Here is a 17,142-nt window from a genome sequence, read left to right on the forward strand (position 1 = left end):
TAGTATCCGTAATTATAGGTAATTTAAAGATGTGTAAGTACAGGATTTCTTTATCGACTTTATACAAAAAAACATTAAGTATGGATATTATTGACTACCTTATTGGTAGAGGAGGTTTCGCTATATTGGCACTTGTAGTTTTGGTAGTGTTATTATATAATAAGATAAAGGCTAGAAGAGAATTTAGAGTTTCTCCTAAGAAGAAAAACAAATAAACTATTTGGTATTAAAAAAGGAGTCAAACATATTGTAAGACTCCTCTATGATTTTTTTAAATCTTTTTTCTTAATTAAACTGACATACTTTGTATGAAGAAAAAGGACTGTATCTACAAGATACATCTCCAGGTCCTAAAAACGGAGACAAATTCCAGCAATCTGCATTGGTGTTACATCTTCTGCCAGCAATGTATCCACCATTGATTTCTTTTTGTTGTTCTTTGTTTAAAGAGGTTCCTAAATTTTTGATTTTGTTAATCATAATGTGAAAAATTTAATTTGTTATATCATTTTCAAGATAAATTCTTCTCTAGTATAAATAACAACTTTGTGGAAGTTCTACAAAATCGTGTGGACTAAAGTTGTGTTGTAATTAAAAAATGTATTTGTGAACTTTTTAATAAATGCTTAGGATTCCTCTTTTTCGAAGAAACTAAACACTGATCCTCCGTATTTACGGGCGTTTCTAAAATTAGGAGCATGCTCTAAGGAGGTGTGTTTAGAATGTTCGATGATTAAAATACCTTCTTCATTAAGTAGGTCATTAGCAAAAACCAATTCTGCAATTTTTGTAAACTGCTCCGTATCGAAGTCATATGGAGGATCTGCAAAAATAATGTCTGATTTCTTTTTTACTTTTTCTAGATAGCTATACACATCACTTTTAATAGTGTCTATATCAAATTCTAGCTCCTTGGCAATACTTTTTATATAACCTACACATCCATAATTAGTATCTACCGCAGTTATATTTTCGGAACCTCGAGAAGCAAACTCATAACTGATGTTTCCTGTTCCTGCAAAAAGATCTAGTAAGGTTACCTGAGAAAACACATAATGATGGTTTAGGATATTAAACAATCCTTCTTTAGCCATGTCTGTTGTGGGTCTTACAGGTAGTTTTTTTGGTGCCTGTAATCTTTTTCCTTTATATTTTCCTGAAATAATTCGCATATCAAAAATGACTTAATAAAACAAAATGTTGGTGCGCATCTATAGAATCCATTGTTTCTGGTAGTTGTATGGTGTTATTTCTATTTCCAAAACTTACATTCCTTATATATTTATATGCAATATTGTAACATGGACTCTCTTTAGAAATATCTCCAAGAAAAACCAGGTGAAACTCTTCGGGATTTAATCGCAATTGTTCTGCCGCAAACATTACATAATATAGAAAATCCTCATTAGTTTCATATATATATGAATTACTCAATATTAATTTCCCTTTGGTTACAACTACTAAATCGAAAGATGCAGAATTCATATTAGCAAAAACTCTGGTCGTTTCACTATTTTTTTCTTTGGATAAAATACTATCCACTAGTATTGTTGAAGAGTGCTTGTATGTAAATGATCCAAATGTTTCAAAAAAGAAATTGGTAATATTAGTATAAGGGATATAAACAATTACTATTTCATGCTGATTAAGTTCATCATAGGCTATAAAATCATTTTCTAATACCTTAATGTTGTACTTTAGGTAATCTTTGAGTAACTCTGTATCAAATAAAACTTTAGGTACAGCAGTATAAAGATCATTTTCATAGATCACTTCTACAGTTTCAAAATCATATTTTAGATGTGTATTATGATCAAAAATATATTTGATTTTGTTTAAAACCTGCTCAGGAGATAAGCGTACACCAAAATTATCTTGCTCTAAAGCAACTATTTCGTTTTCAGAATTTACTGCACAAAAAGAAAGTCCATTCAGGCTCACCTGAATGGACAATGTATATTTTGTATTACCTGTGGTGTTACTCCTGTTTTGTATTTGAGTCATACGTTTTTGGCCAATTACCTGTGGTATTTACTTCTTGCATAGAACCTACTGATAAAAAAGGTCCATCAACACCTTCTACCGATACTACTTGCTTTTCTTGGAATAATAAATCTTTATCAAGATCGTGCAATAATATATCTTTAGGAACTCTTGCTTCAAAAACACTTACTCGTATTCCGTTTTTGTCGATAAATCCAGCATCAAGTTCGAACTTAGCATCTTTACCATCTACAGGAACATTCATCATTGTTTTGTATCGATCACTCCCTTTAAATAAAGAATCCTTAACAGAAGCATATCCAAGTGTATCTACTACAACAGTATCTCTTGGCTCATCAATTTGCAGAATTTTGTTGAATGCTACAAAACTAGAATCTCTACGCTGCGTTAATGTAAACTTAGCAGTATCTATAAAAGCAATTAATTTGGTTGGATCTTTTTCAAATTTACCAACTACCGTTTTATGGGCTAATTCTGCTTGTCGGATATCTCTAAGGTTTTCAATGGCTTTTGCATAACGTACCTTTTTAACTTTATTGAATCTTACAGGACCCATTACAGAATCGTATACCATGTATCCCAAGGCTGCGATAACTACCCATAGAACTAATTGAAGAACAATTTTCATTTTATAATTTAGCTTTTAGACATTAGTGTATACGCAAATCTACAATTTTTTTTTAATCGTAAAAGTTTATAGCCAAAAAATCATTACTATCTTTGATTTATTAACAGATTATGGATTTAAGGAATACAGATATTTCATGAGGGAAACAGAGTTTTATCAATTATTAAAAGATGATTTTCCTTTTGAACTGACTCTAAAACAGGATATTGTACTTCAGAAGCTTTCTGCTTTTATTTTATCAAGTACAAAAGACTCACTTTTTTTATTAAAAGGGTATGCGGGGACAGGAAAAACAACTTTAATAGGAACTTTAGTAAAAAATCTATGGAAAGCGAAGTTAAGTTCTGTTTTATTAGCTCCTACGGGTCGAGCTGCAAAGGTGATTACTAATTATTCAGGAAGACATGCGCAAACCATTCATAGGAATATTTATTATCCTAAAAAGAACAGTAGTGGAGGACTTGCTTTTCAGTTAAAACAAAACAAAAATAGGAATACAATTTTTATCGTAGATGAAGCCTCTATGATCCCTGATACACCTAGCGATAGTAAGTTGTTTGAGAATGGCTCATTACTAGATGACCTAATGATGTATGTGTACTCTGGTCATAACTGTAAGGTTTTATTTATAGGAGATACAGCACAGTTACCGCCTGTAAAATTAGAAGTTAGTCCAGCACTAGATCCAGACACATTATCGATGGGATTTAATAAAGATGTGATACAAATAGAATTAGATGAAGTTGTGCGACAAGCCGAGAATAGCGGTGTTTTAATGAATGCGACCTCATTACGAGAATTGTTAAATGATGGTTTTTATGAATCTTTTCAGTTTGACGTACAAGGATATCCTGATATTATTAGATTAGTAGACGGGCACGATATTATGGATGCTTTAAATGATTCGTACGCAAGTTCGGGTCACGAAGAATCAGTTATTATATTGAGGTCTAATAAAAGAGCTAATATATATAACCAACAAATTAGATCTAGAATACTGTTTCAGGAAGAGGAACTTTCTGCTGGAGATTATTTAATGGTTGTAAAGAATAATTATTTTTGGTTAGATACTAAAAGTGAGGCAGGATTTATTGCGAATGGTGATATTATAAAAATACTAGAAATTTATGCTATAAAGGAGTTGTATGGTTTTCGTTTTGCTGAAGTAAAAATAACCATGGTTGATTACCCTGACCAAAAGCCACTGGAAACTGTGCTTATTTTGGATACATTATCTTCCGAAACGCCTTCTTTGTCCTACGAAGACTCTAATAAGTTGTATCAAGAAGTAATGAAAGATTTTGAAGGGGAAAAGTCCAAGTATAAAAAGTTTTTAGGTGTTAAGAATAATAAATTTTTTAATGGATTACAGGTGAAATTCTCTTACGCAATTACATGTCATAAATCTCAGGGAGGACAATGGGATACAGTGTTTATAGAACAACCATATCTTCCCGATGGTGTTAATAAGGATTATCTACGATGGTTGTATACTGCGGTTACTAGAGCAAAAGAAAAATTGTATCTTATCGGATTTAAAGACGATTTTTTTATCGAAAATTAATTTTTTAAGAAATGCAAGAAACAATAATAAGTATATGCTTAGGAATTGGATTAGCGGCATCTGTTGGGTTTAGAGTGTTTTTACCTTTGTTGGCGGTTAGTTTAGCAGGACATTATGGAGCGATTCCTTTAAATTCTGATTGGGAGTGGGTAGGGAGTAACACGGCATTAATCGTTTTATCTATAGCTACAGTAGTTGAGATATTAGCTTACTACATTCCTTGGTTTGATAATTTATTAGATACTATAGCGATTCCACTTGCGGCAATTGCAGGAACAGCGGTTATGGTATCAACTGTTGCTAATTTAAGTCCTGTAGTTACGTGGGCTCTTGCTATTATTGCAGGTGGAGGAACAGCGGCAACGGTAAAAAGTACAATGGGAGCATCTAGGTTAACATCATCTGCTACAACAGGTGGATTAGCTAATCCTATAATTGCAACAGCAGAAACGGGTACAGCGACAATTATGTCGATATTATCGGTATTTCTCCCGTTCATAGCAATTATTATGGTAATACTGCTGTTTTTTGGTTTAAGAAAAGTTTATAAAAAACTATTCACTCGCTCTTCCGGAAAATCGATTTAAAAAAGTTATTTTTGACCTGCAAAAGCAAGCAATTTTGAACAAAACGGACTTAAAAACTATCGCAATGATTCCTGCGAGGTACGCTGCATCCCGATTTCCAGGGAAATTAATGCAGGATCTTGAGGGAAAATCTGTTATTTTAAGAACATACGAAGCTGCAGTGAGTACTTCATTGTTTAGTGAGGTTTATGTGGTAACGGATAGCGAGATTATATTTAAAGAAATTACGGCTCACGGTGGCAAAGCCATTATGAGTATTAAGGAGCACGACTGCGGAAGCGATAGAATTGCTGAAGCAGTGGAAAATATGGATATTGATATTGTAGTCAATGTGCAAGGCGATGAACCTTTTACTGAAAGAGAAAGCCTAGAAAAGGTTTTAGAAGTATTTCGGGGAGAGGATGCTGCTAAGATTGACTTAGCAAGTCTTATGACGCCAATGACTGATTGGGATGATATCTTGAACCCAAATAGTGTTAAGGTAATTGTGGATAAAGACGACTACGCCTTATATTTTTCCAGAGCTCCAATTCCGTATCCTAGAGATAAAGAAATCAGTCATACCTATTTTAAACATAAAGGTATTTATGCATTTAGAAAGCAAGCAATTCTAGATTTTTATCGCCTACCGATGAGGACTTTAGAAGCTTCTGAAAAAATTGAATGTATTAGATATTTAGAATATGGTAAGAATATAAAAATGATAGAGACGCATCATGAAGGTGTGGAAATAGATACCCCGGAAGATTTAGAAAAAGCAAGGAATTTAATTAATAAACAAAATCTTTTGAATAGTACATCTACGGTTACTCCTAAAGTTGAAGAATCCATCCATAAGAATTTTCCTATGGTACCAAGAGTGGTTTTTGGTAAAGGATCTTTTAATCAACTAGGACAAATCCTCTCTTCTGAAAGAAAAAATGGAGCCCCTTTTATCTATCTTATAGATGATGTTTTTGAAAATAACAAAACATTTATAGAAGATAGAATACAGTTATCGGGTAATGATAGCATAGTGTATGTTTCCACAAAAGAAGAACCTAAAACTTCTCAAGTAGATCAATTAGTTTCTGATTTTAAAAACACATACAGTTTTACACCAAGTGGTATTATAGGTATTGGTGGTGGATCCATTATGGATCTAGCAAAAGCAGTAGCTATAATGATGAATAATACAGGAAGCGCTACAGAATACCAAGGTTGGGATCTTGTAGACAATAAAGCTGTGTATCACGTGGGTATTCCAACAATTTCTGGAACAGGAGCAGAGGTGTCAAGAACAACAGTATTGACAGGTCCTGAAAGAAAATTAGGTATTAATTCTGATTTTACACCTTTTGATCAGGTAATTCTGGATCCAGAATTAATACGAAATGTTCCCAAAGACCAATGGTTCTATACAGGAATGGATTGTTATATCCATTGTATCGAATCGTTAAAAGGAACATATCTTAATGCTTTTAGCCAGAGTTATGGAGAAAAAGCGTATGATTTATGTAAAGAAATCTTTCTTGAAGATACGCTCGATAAAGAAGAAGCAGATGCTAAATTAATGATGGCTTCCTGGCATGGTGGAATGAGTATAGCATATTCGCAGGTTGGAGTTGCGCATGCCATGAGTTATGGATTAGCATACGTTTTGGGTACCAAACATGGAATAGGTAATTGCATTGTATTTGATAAGTTAGGAGATTATTATCCAGAAGGAGTGGCACTATTTAAAAAAATGAAGGAGGTTCATGAAATTGAGCTACCAGTTGGTGTTTGTGCGGATGCCACCGAAGAACAATTGGATACAATGGCATCTGTTGCTCTTGGTTTAGTCCCTTTATGGGAAAATGCATTAGGAAAAAATTGGCAAGAACAGATAAATGCGGATAAGCTAAAAGAAATTTATCGTACTTTATAAGTGATCTTTAATACTTAAAGTTATTATGACTAGACTAGCATCTTTTATATTTTATAAAATAATGCGATGGAAGATGATAGGAGATTTTAGTAGTGATACTATTAAAAAATGTGTTGTTATAGCAGTACCCCATACTAGTTGGCATGATTTTTATTTGGGATTATTGATCCGAAAGGTAAATCGTGTGAAAATAAGTTTCATGGGTAAGAAAGAACTTTTTAAATGGCCATTTGGTTGGTATTTTAGAAAAGTAGGCGGGATAGCTTTAGATAGAACACCTGGACAGAATAAAGTCGAAGCAATTGCAAAAGAATTTGAGAAACGTGATGAGTTAAGATTAACTTTAGCTCCAGAAGGAACTAGAAAGAAGGTATCTACATGGAAAACAGGTTTCTACTATATAGCTATAGCTGCAGAAGTACCAATTATTATGGTTGCTTTTGATTTTGGAAAGAAAAGAGTAGTGATCTCTGATCCCTTTTATCCTACAAATAATCTTGATAAAGATCTACAATTTATGTATGCTTTTTTCAAGGATGTGAAGGGAAAAGTACCTGAATATAGTTTTGAACCAGAAGTTTAGAACTTTTCAGTATTTTCCTTTTTAATTATTTCTTTTTTAGGTTCTTTCTTTTTTTCTTCAAGTGCACCAGCTCCAAAAAGTAGTTCAGTACTGGAGAATGTCGTTCCAAAAGTTTTCGCGGCATAGTATACTTGCGATATAGCACTTTCTACCTGTTCTGTTGTAAGTTCTTTTAAAGGATGAACATACGCCGACCAAAGAATGCCATTAGAAATGGCGTACTTTACATCTAATGCCGAGTGAAAATTAGCAGTCATAGAATCTAACAATAAATCTTTATCTAAATTTTCGGATTCCATAATCGGAGCTATAATGCGCATTCGATTGTTTTTTTGATCAGTAACGCATAGCATTGGAGTATCTTTATATACTAATTGCCAATTTCCAGTGATTCCTGCTAATGTATCTGCTTTTCTGGTAATTATTTCTCTTAATGTTTCATTAGTCATATTTTGAGCCTGAGAAAATTGCATTACCAAAAGAAATGTCAAAAAGATCCATTTTTTCATAATTGTCTTAGTTTTTTGGTTGGTCGAAAAGGTGAATTAAACATAACAAAAAAGACTGTCTTTTATAGACAGTCTTTTCATAAAGTGTTGTTATGCTTTTATTTATTCATCAGAAGAAGATTCTTCCATAGTATGATATACATTTTGTACATCATCATCTTCCTCTATTTTTTCTAAAAGTTTTTCTACGTCAGCAACTTGTTCTGCAGTCAGTTTTTTGGTGACTTGCGGTATACGTTCGAATCCAGAAGATAAAATCTCAATTTCTCTACTTTCTAATTCTTTTTGGATCGCTCCAAAACTTCCAAAAGGCGCATATATTAAAATACCATCTTCATCCTGAAATACTTCTTCAGCACCAAAATCAATAAATTCTAGCTCTAGTTCTTCAGGGTCTAATCCCTCTCCATTAATTCGGAAATTACAAGTATGATCAAACATAAATTCTACAGAACCAGAGGTTCCTAAGTTTCCGTCACATTTATTAAAATATGATCTTACATTGGCTACTGTTCTATTGTTGTTGTCAGTTGCTGTTTCTACCAGAATAGCAATTCCATGAGGAGCATATCCTTCAAAAAGGACTTCTTTATAATCGCTTTGATCTTTGTCAGAAGCTTTTTTAATGGCACGCTCTACATTATCTTTCGGCATATTTACAGACTTCGCATTCTGTATTACAGCTCTTAAACGAGAATTAGAAGCTGGATCAGGTCCACCTTCTTTTACAGCCATTACAATATCTTTACCAATACGAGTAAATGCTTTGGACATTGCTGACCAACGCTTCATTTTACGTGCCTTTCTGAACTCAAAAGCTCTTCCCATAATCTAAATTTAAAATCTGAATACAAACATAAGTAGAAACAAAAAGTTTCACAAATCGATATTCATTTCTGATTTATATTTTATTCTTCTTCTACAATTCCGTCGATGGCTTTTGCTAATTTAAAGTCCTTTTCGGTAACACCATCTGCATCATGAGTAGATAATGAGATGTTAACTACGTTGTATACATTAGACCAATCTGGGTGATGGTTTAGTGCTTCTGCCTCAAAAGCTATACGTGACATAGCTGAAAAAGCATCTTTAAAATTTTCGAATTCAAAAGAAGTATGGATTGCATTATCTTCATATTCCCATCCTTCCATTGCTTTTAATCGGCTCGTAATTTCTGTTTCGGTTAATTTCATAATTGTATTATTAGTTTAAATAGATCTTTGTAATATAATTAAAGTCCTAATTCTTTTCTTAAAACTTCATCCTTATTACTATTCTTACTCCAATAAGGAGATTTTATACTTTTTAGTTTTGTTGCTTTTGTAACTAGTTCTTTTGCATTAGCACCAAAACCACTTTTAAAAGTTTCTGTCCAGCTTTCTATCTCATAAGGGAAAGAAGCGGTAAAAGTGATACTTATGCTTCGATTTAGTTTGGGGTATTCTATAGTATATGTATTATAATTGGCATCTTTTTGCAAGGTAGCTTTCGCATCATATGCCTTAATTTCTTTATGTTTAAGTCTACAGTATTCTAAAGAAGGAATGATTTTTAAGTCTCCTTGTGGTAATTCATTTGGGTTAATTCGAATTTTAGTCCATAATTCATTTTCAAGAATGTCTTTGTTTAATTCAAAATTTTGATCCGCTTCTCCTTGAAAATAGGAGTGAGACGTAAGCTCATATTTTTCTCTGTTATTTAATTGAGCATATACGTGACCACACCATTCTTGCATAGAACTTGATATTTTTATAGCATGCTGATTATCAGTAACAGGATAAAAAGTACTTTGCATAATAGAATAAGGATATATTCCTGTATTGAATTTTTTAGTGGCATTTAATTTTAGGACAGGAATATTATCAGAGTTTTGGTAATCCGCTTTTACTTGTTCTTTAGCCAAAAAATCTTCAGTAACATATATTAGTACAGCTTTTCCTTCTCTCATTTCACCATATCTGGCTTGTTCCAATTTGTACGATGTTATTTCTGCATTTCCAGCATACCAGTATTTTTTAAACTCTTCAGAAAGTTCTTTTGTAGGTTTTGTAATTGTGGTTGTGTTTTCAGTACTGGTTTTTTCAGTACTTTTTATGTTTTCATCTGCTTTGATATTACTGCACGCAATAATTACCAAAACACCTAGTATCCCAAAAAGGAACAATGACTTTTTCATAATATAATTTTTAAGCAATGTAATTATCTAGAATACTTTTTTGGACAAATTTTATTTCAAAATAACATTGATGTGCCCTTATTATTCTTTCATATTAGTAAAACTAAATTACGATAATGCTATGATCTGGCAAGTTCTATTAACGTTTCATAAACAAGTTGTATGGGTAATCCCATTACATTGAAATAGCTACCTTCTATATTTGTAATTCCGATATGTCCAATCCATTCTTGTATTCCATAAGCACCCGCTTTATCTAATGGAGAAAAAGTATCTACATAGTATGTTATTTCTTCACTACTTAGTTCTTTAAAAGTTACTTTGGTAGTTTGATTAATAACTTTGGTAGCTGTTGGTGTTTTAAAACATACTGAGGTAATTACTTCATGAGTTTTTCCTGATAAAGAAGCGATCATGTTTTTAGCATCTGCTAGGTTTTTAGGTTTTCCTAATGCTATATTCTGATGCCAGACAATCGTGTCACTGGTTATTAGAATATCATTTTTTTTTAATTCTGTAAACTCAGCAGCTTTTAGTTTAGCCAAATAATCAGAGATTTCTGCCGCTTTAAGGTGATTTGGGTATATTTCATTTACTTGTTTTAACTGAATTGTAAAATCTAAATCTAAATCTTTAAAAAACTGTTGTCTTCTTGGAGATCCTGATGCCAGAATTAGGTTATAATCTTTTAATACTTGTTTAAGCATTTCTTATTTTAGAATAAATTGATAAAGTAATAGAGATAATGAGGCTAAGAATAGCACAATTTTTAATATAAGGCTTAAAGTTTTAAAATCTTTATTGCTTTCTGCTCCCCAACTTTTAAACATAAAATATAGTAGAGGTGCAACGAGTAACCCCAAAACTATGATGACAGCAGTAGAATTATTGAATAAATATGTATATACATAATAAATAATCATACCTATTGGTAGTATCGTTAGGCCTCCAATTAATTTTGCGGTACGATCTTTTCCTAAACTAATTGGTATTGTCGGTAAACCTGCATTGTGATCTCTATCAACATGCAAACAGTCTTTTACAATTTCTCTAATTGTAACAATTATAAAAGCAAAAATGGAATAGTCTACAACAATTAAAAAAATAACCTTTTGTGAAGCTCTATTTTGCTCAGTAATAGCAGGAAGTAAGTCAAAAATAGTCACAGCTATCAATCCCAAAGCCATAAGAATACCAATAATGATATTTTTTAAAACTAATATTTCTTTTAGATAGGTCGTATAAATATAAAATATACCTGATACCACTATAAACAAAGCAGCTAATTTGGGTATTCCGATGATATTAGATAAATAAAAACCAATACCAACTCCTATAACATTAAATATTATAAAAAGACGGTTTAAGACTTTTTCAGATACAATCGTCTCTGATTGTTCTTTATCCTGAATATATAACATAACATTTGCTGCGGCCACTAAAGAAATAGTGGAAATAATTAAAAGCGAAATTCCGAATGCATTTAACGTAACGTCTATATCAAACGGTTCAAAAAGACCATATTTAATAAATAATTGTGCTAAGGCTATAAGAATGAGATTATCAAATTTAATCAGCTTTAAATATGCTTGCATATGGGATTGGTTTGATTTGTTCGCAAATGTAGTAATTAATCTTTTTTGAGGCAGTATTAACTTAACTTCTTCATGTCCTTATTTTATAGGGTTGTAGGGCTTTATTAACGTTAATGGTCGGTTAACGATGCTTAATTCCTCGTTTTGATAGATGGTATCTTATAAATTTGATCTCATCAACAATCAAAAAACGAATAGTAATGTTTAGAATCATCATCATTTTATTAGTAACCTATAGTTCTATTGCGCAGACCAAGTATCAAAAAGACTTTGACTATTACTGGAATACAGTTGATAAATATTTTGCATATTTTGATACTCAGCAAGTCGATTGGAACGAAGTAAGAAGGATTTATCAACCTTCTGTGGACACGATTCAAAATGGTGATGATTTTATTCGTTTATTAGAAATGACTAATAATGAGTTATTTAATGGTCATGTAGGTCTTAATACTAATTTGAATTCTTCTAGCAGAATGCTGCCTACAGGTACAGATATTTGGGTTACCTACGGAAATAATAAATATACTATAGCAGCCATTAGAAAAGGTTTTCCTGCAGAAAAAGCAGGATTAGCAATAGGAATGGAGGTGACGGCATATAATGAAATTATAATTTCAGAAGCTGTAAAAAAGTTTTTACCCAAAAGTGTTAGTGTACATACTAATAAAATGTATGAATATGCAGCAAATCTTTTATTGGCCGGAACACATAATACTAAAAGAAGTATTAATGTTAATGGTTCATTAACATTCAATATTGAAAATGTAAAGAATAAGAATGTTACAGAATTAGTGGCTTCTAAAGTGATAAATGATAATATTGGTTATATTAAAATCAATAACTCCTTAGGAAATAACAATACTATTAAAGCTTTTGATGAAGTAATGCAGAACCTTCAAGATACCAAAGGTATTGTTTTAGATCTTAGAGATACCCCTAGCGGAGGTAACACAACAGTTGCTAGAGCTATTATGGGATCTTTTATAAGTAAAGAAGCACCCTATCAACAACATAATTTTATTTACGAAAAAAGATTGTTTGATGTAGAAAGAAAAACAATCGAGCTGGTTTCTCCTAGAGGAAAAACATATAAGAATACTTTGGTAATTCTTTGTGGTCGATGGACCGGTAGTATGGGAGAAGGTATAACAATTGGATTTGACGGACTAAATAGAGCAGAAGTAGTTGGTACTGGTATGGGTGATTTATTAGGAGCAATTTATCAATATACACTACCAGAAACTAAAATTGGATTTCAATTTCCGGTAGAAAAGTTATTTCATATAAATGGGATTCCTAGAGAAGATTTTAAACCAAAACATTATATCTTAGATTCTCAAGATCAATTGCAAAAAGCTATTGATATCATTAATACATCTTTATAATGAAGAAAAAGATAAACATACTGATCACAACATCCGCCATGGCGTTAATAGCATTATGTGCAATACAGGCGTATTTGATACATAATACCTATCAATTAAAAAAAGATGTCTTTATCAAAGAAACTAAAAAAGCCATTAGTAATATAGATAATACTGTAGAGATGGATTCTTTGGCAGAGGCATGGTATGTTTACTTAAGTGAAAATCTAATAGAATATAAGAAGAATAATATCCAAAAGAAAGAAGCATTGAATAGGTTTAGACCTATAACAGATTCTCTAAATCATTTATTTGTAGATTATTATAAAAAGGAAATTGCAAATAGGAATTTAGAATACGATATACAATATAAAAAGGATATTAAAAGTATTGTAATTTTTGATGGAGAAGAGATGGATTCTATTTTTTCGGCATCAAGTGGAGAAAATGTTTATTCTTTTGGAGAAAAGTTTCCTAAAGAAGATGAAGTAGTGATGAGTAAAGCTCGTTGGTTTACTGATATGGACTATGAAAATGAAATAAATAATGATATGATAAATGTTTCATTAGATATAGAAGTGAGAACAGTAGATTATATCAATATTATAGGATGGAAGAAGATAGTATTTAAGCAGATGGCAACATTATTTATTTTCTCTATTCTTTTATTTCTTTTTGTAGTAAGTCTAATGTTTTATTCCATTAGAAACCTAATTCGTCAGAAAAAACTAGCGGATATAAAAACAGATTTCATTAATAATATCACTCACGAACTTAAGACTCCTATGGCTACTCTAGGTATTGCTACTAAGAGTTTAAAGAAAGCTGAAATACAGAATTCTCCAGAAGCATTTTCTAATACGTTGGACATTTTAGATCGTCAAAATAGTAGGTTGCAGAAGTTAGTAGATCAAGTGGTAACGAATAGTTTAGGATCCGAAGAAATAATACTTAACAAAGAAGAAATATTAGCAGATACTTATTTTAAGAATGTTTTAAAGGATTTTGAATTATCTGTTCAGGATATGGATGTTACAGTAAGTTCTAAGATCGAGTTTAGAGAAGTATATTTTAGTATTGATAAGTTTATGTTTACCACAGCATTACTTAATATTCTGGATAATGCAGTGAAATATGGTAAAGAAAAAGTGGGTATAGTCTTTAGAACCTATCTTAAAGATGATATGTATGAGATCTCAATCCATGATAATGGAATTGGAATTTCTGAAAAAGAACAACGTAAAATTTTTGAAAAGTTTTATCGTGTTACAAAGGGAGATATTCATGATGTAAAAGGCTTAGGGCTAGGGCTTTTTTTTACTAATCAAATTGTAAAAGCACATCAAGGTAATATCAAATTAGAAAGCAAGCAAGATTTAGGGACAACGTTCACAATAACAATACCGACAAAAATATAATTATGAAGCATATATTATTAGCAGAAGATGATTTTGATTTCGGAAGTATTTTAAAACAATATTTAGAGCTTCATGGATACAGTGTAGTTTGGGCTCAGGATGGGAAAGAGGCCTTACAAGTATTCTCCGAAAAACAGTTTGATATATGTGTGTTTGATGTAATGATGCCAAAAATGGATGGTTTTACATTGGCAGAAAAAGTAATAGAAATCAATCCAGAAGTTCCATTTGTTTTTCTAACAGCTAAGAAAATGAAGGAGGATAAAATACGTGGATTAAAATTGGGAGCTGATGATTATATAGTTAAACCTTTTGAAGCTGATATTTTAGTTTTAAGACTTCAAAATATTTTAAAAAGATCTCAGAGAATTGAAACTATTCGCGAAGAAGTTATCACAATTGGTAATTATAAGTTTGAGGCAACTAATCACTGTCTAACACTACATGGAGAACGACAGAAACTTACAGAAAAAGAAACAGTTTTGATTCAATATTTATATGATCATAAAAACACCATGATCAAAAGAGAAAATTTATTAAAAGACGTTTGGGGTAATGATGACTTCTTTTCAGGTAGAAGTATGGATGTGTTTATTAGTAGGTTACGAAAATATTTTAAACAGGATAATAAGATAAAAATAGAGAGTGTAAGGGGAGTAGGGCTCACCTTTAATTTGGAATAATTAGAGCCCATCAATCATCAATCAAAAAAACGAATAATTATGAGAACAATAAGTATCTTTCTGTGTCTAATAGTGTCATACTGTATTAGTGCACAAACATCAGTAAATGAGTTGGATAGAAAAATAGATTCTATATATAAAACTAGTAAAATAGCTGGTTTTGGAGTTTCTATTATGACACCTGATCAAATATTATATCAAAATGGATTTGGTTATGCTGATTTAGAAACTAATAAAAAATATACTGTAAATACAGTACAAAATATTGGTTCTGTTTCCAAGACTTTTATCGGAATCGCTTTAATGAAAGCTATAGAAGAAGGGAAGTTAACAGTGGATACTCCAATAAATGATGTTTTGCCATTTGAAATTAATCATCCTAGGTATCCAGAAATTCCAATTACTGTTGAGCATTTGGCTACGCATACATCTTCTATATTAGATACCGACGCCTATGAAAAGAGTTATGTTATAGAAAATGCAGTAGTACTCAATAAAGAAAGCTATACTAAAAAAGAACGTAAAGAATTGGAGTTAATGAGCTCTAATAAGACATATAGTTTAGAGAGTTTTCTTAAAAATCATTTAACTCCAGAAGGAGAATGGTATGAAAAAAGTAATTTTTTAAAACATCAACCGGGAGATAGGTATGAGTATTCCAATATTGCATCTGCATTATTAGCATATATATTAGAAATAGCCACTGATATGTCATTTCCGGAGTATACGCAAAAACATATTTTGGATCCATTAGGTATGAATAATTCCGGTTGGTCGGATGAATCTATTTACCAAGGACATCGTGCTTCTACCTATACAGAATCGGGAAATATTATCCCTAAATATAAATTAATTACATATCCTGATGGAGGATTTAAAAGTAGTATCAAAGAATTATCTATGTATCTACAAGGTCTTATGAGAGGATATTACGGAGAAGATAATATACTTAAAGCTACAGCATTTCAGAAAATGATGTCTGCTAAATTGACTAAAGAGCAGTACAATACTAAAAAGGAATTAAACGATAACTACGGATATTTTTGGGAAGTTTCTCCTTCTGGAAAAATGGGGCATAATGGCTCGGATCCAGGGATATTAACCTTGATGTATTTTAATAAAAAAGAAAAAGTAGGAGCTATTTTTTTTATGAATACTTCTTTAGAAGAAAGCAAGGAGATTATACGTTCGGTACAACAAATATGGAATACAGTAAAAGAATTCAAAAAAGATTATATCAATACGTTAAGCATTGGTGAGTGACCAATAGAGTTTAAATAATATTGTCAATATTCATAACTACTGTGTAACATAAAAAGAATACATAAAATGTTCAAATCAAAATTTTGGAACCAACTTATAATCTTTGTAATTGCTATAATAACTATTTTAATTGCTAGGGAATATTTTTCTAACCTACTGATTGAAAAAGGAATTAAATCATTTCAGATACATACGTTTTTAAATATTGGATCAAATCTGCTTTTAATTCTAGTTTCGATAATATTAATACAAAATAATGGAATTTCTGAAATCGCAGGAATAAAACGAACAAAACTAAAAAGATGGTATCTATTACTTTTTCCTCTTGTCTATTTAGTATTACTTAATGGATTATCGATAGATGAAATGGATAGAGAACCGCTAATTTCTAATATTCTTGTGTTTGCAATATATTCTTTGTCCATTGGTTTTGCAGAAGAATTAAGTCTTAGAGGTTTTTTACAGTCTTATTTAATCAAACACTTAGGTACTACAAAAAGGAACATAGTTTTATCCGTATTAATTTCTTCTTTATTTTTTGGATTACTGCATTTAATAAATTTTGATAATGGCTTTTACGGAGAATTGTCCCAAGTTATGTACGCAACATTTATTGGATTTATGTTTGGAGCGCTATTAGTTATTACCAAAAGAATTTATCCTTTAATTATTATCCACGCTATTATTGATTTTATTGGAGACTTTGATACAATTGGACTTAATGTAAACAAGACGATGAGTGAAAGTAGTTCATTAGAAAGTGCTGCTCTAATAGCCTTACTGGTATCACCTTGTTTACTTTATGGAGTTTCACTCATGAGAAAATATCCACTACAAAGTAATATATAAGAATAAA

The 17,142-nt window shown here is 31.4% G+C and carries 20 protein-coding genes and 1 pseudogene; 11 read left to right on the plus strand and 10 right to left on the minus strand.

Translation table 11 applies throughout. The features are described from left to right. The first annotated feature begins 80 nt into the window (after window positions 1-80). Complete coding sequence (locus H526_RS32425; protein WP_281171926.1) at window positions 81-215, plus strand: hypothetical protein; 135 nt, start codon at window positions 81-83, stop codon at window positions 213-215. A gap of 70 nt (window positions 216-285) precedes the next feature. Here the strand turns inward: H526_RS32425 and H526_RS0100095 are convergent, their stop codons facing one another. The 4 genes from H526_RS0100095 to H526_RS0100110 all read right to left on the minus strand — a co-directional run bounded on the left by H526_RS0100095 (window position 286) and on the right by H526_RS0100110 (window position 2,632). Then, window positions 286-480 carry a hypothetical protein gene (locus H526_RS0100095; protein WP_027391087.1) on the minus strand — a complete coding sequence of 65 codons (195 nt, stop codon included), beginning with the start codon at window positions 478-480 and terminating at the stop codon, window positions 286-288. 146 nt (window positions 481-626) lie between these two features. Then, on the minus strand, window positions 627-1,172 hold the full coding sequence (locus H526_RS0100100) for an RsmD family RNA methyltransferase (RefSeq protein ID WP_027391088.1): 546 nt from the start codon (window positions 1,170-1,172) through the stop codon (window positions 627-629). 1 nt (window position 1,173) lies between these two features. Continuing rightward, on the minus strand, window positions 1,174-2,004 hold the full coding sequence (locus H526_RS0100105) for a DUF3822 family protein (RefSeq protein WP_027391089.1): 831 nt from the start codon (window positions 2,002-2,004) through the stop codon (window positions 1,174-1,176). Further along, window positions 1,979-2,632, minus strand: coding sequence for a hypothetical protein (locus tag H526_RS0100110; RefSeq protein ID WP_027391090.1), 654 nt, complete (start codon window positions 2,630-2,632; stop codon window positions 1,979-1,981). Before H526_RS0100110 ends, H526_RS0100105 begins: the two co-directional genes overlap by 26 nt. 136 nt (window positions 2,633-2,768) lie before the next feature. On the opposite strand from H526_RS0100110, the gene H526_RS0100115 reads away from it, so the two are divergent. From H526_RS0100115 to H526_RS0100130, 5 genes and pseudogenes are all read left to right on the plus strand, one after another. After that, window positions 2,769-4,196, plus strand: coding sequence for an ATP-dependent DNA helicase (locus tag H526_RS0100115; protein WP_027391091.1), 1,428 nt, complete (start codon window positions 2,769-2,771; stop codon window positions 4,194-4,196). A gap of 11 nt (window positions 4,197-4,207) precedes the next feature. Next, window positions 4,208-4,783: a DUF4126 domain-containing protein gene (locus H526_RS0100120; RefSeq protein WP_027391092.1), complete on the plus strand. Its 576-nt coding sequence runs from the start codon at window positions 4,208-4,210 to the stop codon at window positions 4,781-4,783. A gap of 64 nt (window positions 4,784-4,847) precedes the next feature. Continuing rightward, a pseudogene (gene kdsB, locus H526_RS32545) lies at window positions 4,848-5,552 on the plus strand (3-deoxy-manno-octulosonate cytidylyltransferase); the annotation flags it as partial. Window positions 5,553-5,630: 78 nt separating this feature from the next. Further along, window positions 5,631-6,692, plus strand: coding sequence for an iron-containing alcohol dehydrogenase family protein (locus H526_RS32550; RefSeq protein ID WP_027391093.1), 1,062 nt, complete (start codon window positions 5,631-5,633; stop codon window positions 6,690-6,692). A gap of 25 nt (window positions 6,693-6,717) precedes the next feature. Then, window positions 6,718-7,275 carry a 1-acyl-sn-glycerol-3-phosphate acyltransferase gene (locus H526_RS0100130; protein ID WP_035084005.1) on the plus strand — a complete coding sequence of 186 codons (558 nt, stop codon included), beginning with the start codon at window positions 6,718-6,720 and terminating at the stop codon, window positions 7,273-7,275. Here the strand turns inward: H526_RS0100130 and H526_RS0100135 are convergent. The 6 genes from H526_RS0100135 to H526_RS0100160 all read right to left on the minus strand — a co-directional run bounded on the left by H526_RS0100135 (window position 7,272) and on the right by H526_RS0100160 (window position 11,555). Beyond that, on the minus strand, window positions 7,272-7,784 hold the full coding sequence (locus tag H526_RS0100135) for a hypothetical protein (protein WP_233557599.1): 513 nt from the start codon (window positions 7,782-7,784) through the stop codon (window positions 7,272-7,274). The two genes, H526_RS0100130 and H526_RS0100135, sit on opposite strands and share 4 nt — an antisense overlap. 102 nt (window positions 7,785-7,886) lie before the next feature. Continuing rightward, the gene (locus H526_RS0100140; protein ID WP_027391096.1) at window positions 7,887-8,612 is read right to left on the minus strand and encodes a YebC/PmpR family DNA-binding transcriptional regulator; all 726 of its coding nucleotides are present in this window, start codon (window positions 8,610-8,612) and stop codon (window positions 7,887-7,889) included. An 80-nt stretch (window positions 8,613-8,692) separates the two neighbouring features. Then, complete coding sequence (locus H526_RS0100145) at window positions 8,693-8,980, minus strand: 4a-hydroxytetrahydrobiopterin dehydratase (protein ID WP_027391097.1); 288 nt, start codon at window positions 8,978-8,980, stop codon at window positions 8,693-8,695. Window positions 8,981-9,015: 35 nt separating this feature from the next. After that, a complete protein-coding gene (locus tag H526_RS0100150; RefSeq protein ID WP_027391098.1) occupies window positions 9,016-9,960 on the minus strand; it encodes a hypothetical protein in 945 nt (314 codons plus the stop codon). A 119-nt stretch (window positions 9,961-10,079) separates the two neighbouring features. Then, on the minus strand, window positions 10,080-10,667 hold the full coding sequence (locus H526_RS0100155) for a Maf-like protein (RefSeq protein WP_027391099.1): 588 nt from the start codon (window positions 10,665-10,667) through the stop codon (window positions 10,080-10,082). A gap of 3 nt (window positions 10,668-10,670) precedes the next feature. Beyond that, window positions 10,671-11,555, minus strand: a complete 885-nt coding sequence (locus H526_RS0100160; RefSeq protein WP_035084007.1) for a geranylgeranylglycerol-phosphate geranylgeranyltransferase — start codon at window positions 11,553-11,555, stop codon at window positions 10,671-10,673. Between the two features lie 200 nt (window positions 11,556-11,755). Between H526_RS0100160 and H526_RS0100165 the strand changes: the two genes are divergently transcribed. From H526_RS0100165 to H526_RS0100185, 5 genes are all read left to right on the plus strand, one after another. Continuing rightward, on the plus strand, window positions 11,756-12,943 hold the full coding sequence (locus tag H526_RS0100165; RefSeq protein ID WP_051335907.1) for a S41 family peptidase: 1,188 nt from the start codon (window positions 11,756-11,758) through the stop codon (window positions 12,941-12,943). Next, window positions 12,943-14,340, plus strand: coding sequence for a sensor histidine kinase (locus tag H526_RS0100170; protein ID WP_027391102.1), 1,398 nt, complete (start codon window positions 12,943-12,945; stop codon window positions 14,338-14,340). Before H526_RS0100165 ends, H526_RS0100170 begins: the two co-directional genes overlap by 1 nt. 2 nt (window positions 14,341-14,342) lie before the next feature. Further along, complete coding sequence (locus tag H526_RS0100175) at window positions 14,343-15,023, plus strand: response regulator transcription factor (RefSeq protein WP_027391103.1); 681 nt, start codon at window positions 14,343-14,345, stop codon at window positions 15,021-15,023. 39 nt (window positions 15,024-15,062) lie between these two features. After that, the gene (locus H526_RS0100180; RefSeq protein ID WP_035084009.1) at window positions 15,063-16,286 is read left to right on the plus strand and encodes a serine hydrolase domain-containing protein; all 1,224 of its coding nucleotides are present in this window, start codon (window positions 15,063-15,065) and stop codon (window positions 16,284-16,286) included. A gap of 66 nt (window positions 16,287-16,352) precedes the next feature. Next, complete coding sequence (locus H526_RS0100185) at window positions 16,353-17,135, plus strand: CPBP family intramembrane glutamic endopeptidase (RefSeq protein WP_027391105.1); 783 nt, start codon at window positions 16,353-16,355, stop codon at window positions 17,133-17,135. The last annotated feature ends 7 nt before the right edge of the window (window positions 17,136-17,142 follow it).

The sequence above is a fragment of the Aquimarina latercula DSM 2041 genome (genome assembly GCF_000430645.1).
Lineage (GTDB): Bacteria > Bacteroidota > Bacteroidia > Flavobacteriales > Flavobacteriaceae > Aquimarina > Aquimarina latercula.

Coding starts and splice junctions, on each gene's coding strand:
- H526_RS0100155 (WP_027391099.1), bottom strand. CDS start 10,667: ATGCTTAAACAAGTATTAAAAGATTATAACCTAATTCTGGCATCAGGA.
- H526_RS0100170 (WP_027391102.1), top strand. CDS start 12,943: ATGAAGAAAAAGATAAACATACTGATCACAACATCCGCCATGGCGTTA.
- H526_RS0100135 (WP_233557599.1), bottom strand. CDS start 7,784: ATGAAAAAATGGATCTTTTTGACATTTCTTTTGGTAATGCAATTTTCT.
- H526_RS0100130 (WP_035084005.1), top strand. CDS start 6,718: ATGACTAGACTAGCATCTTTTATATTTTATAAAATAATGCGATGGAAG.
- H526_RS0100110 (WP_027391090.1), bottom strand. CDS start 2,632: ATGAAAATTGTTCTTCAATTAGTTCTATGGGTAGTTATCGCAGCCTTG.
- H526_RS0100140 (WP_027391096.1), bottom strand. CDS start 8,612: ATGGGAAGAGCTTTTGAGTTCAGAAAGGCACGTAAAATGAAGCGTTGG.
- H526_RS0100100 (WP_027391088.1), bottom strand. CDS start 1,172: ATGCGAATTATTTCAGGAAAATATAAAGGAAAAAGATTACAGGCACCA.
- H526_RS0100120 (WP_027391092.1), top strand. CDS start 4,208: ATGCAAGAAACAATAATAAGTATATGCTTAGGAATTGGATTAGCGGCA.
- H526_RS32550 (WP_027391093.1), top strand. CDS start 5,631: ATGGTACCAAGAGTGGTTTTTGGTAAAGGATCTTTTAATCAACTAGGA.
- H526_RS32425 (WP_281171926.1), top strand. CDS start 81: ATGGATATTATTGACTACCTTATTGGTAGAGGAGGTTTCGCTATATTG.
- H526_RS0100175 (WP_027391103.1), top strand. CDS start 14,343: ATGAAGCATATATTATTAGCAGAAGATGATTTTGATTTCGGAAGTATT.
- H526_RS0100165 (WP_051335907.1), top strand. CDS start 11,756: ATGTTTAGAATCATCATCATTTTATTAGTAACCTATAGTTCTATTGCG.
- H526_RS0100150 (WP_027391098.1), bottom strand. CDS start 9,960: ATGAAAAAGTCATTGTTCCTTTTTGGGATACTAGGTGTTTTGGTAATT.
- H526_RS0100105 (WP_027391089.1), bottom strand. CDS start 2,004: ATGACTCAAATACAAAACAGGAGTAACACCACAGGTAATACAAAATAT.
- H526_RS0100160 (WP_035084007.1), bottom strand. CDS start 11,555: ATGCAAGCATATTTAAAGCTGATTAAATTTGATAATCTCATTCTTATA.
- H526_RS0100185 (WP_027391105.1), top strand. CDS start 16,353: ATGTTCAAATCAAAATTTTGGAACCAACTTATAATCTTTGTAATTGCT.
- H526_RS0100180 (WP_035084009.1), top strand. CDS start 15,063: ATGAGAACAATAAGTATCTTTCTGTGTCTAATAGTGTCATACTGTATT.
- H526_RS0100095 (WP_027391087.1), bottom strand. CDS start 480: ATGATTAACAAAATCAAAAATTTAGGAACCTCTTTAAACAAAGAACAA.
- H526_RS0100115 (WP_027391091.1), top strand. CDS start 2,769: ATGAGGGAAACAGAGTTTTATCAATTATTAAAAGATGATTTTCCTTTT.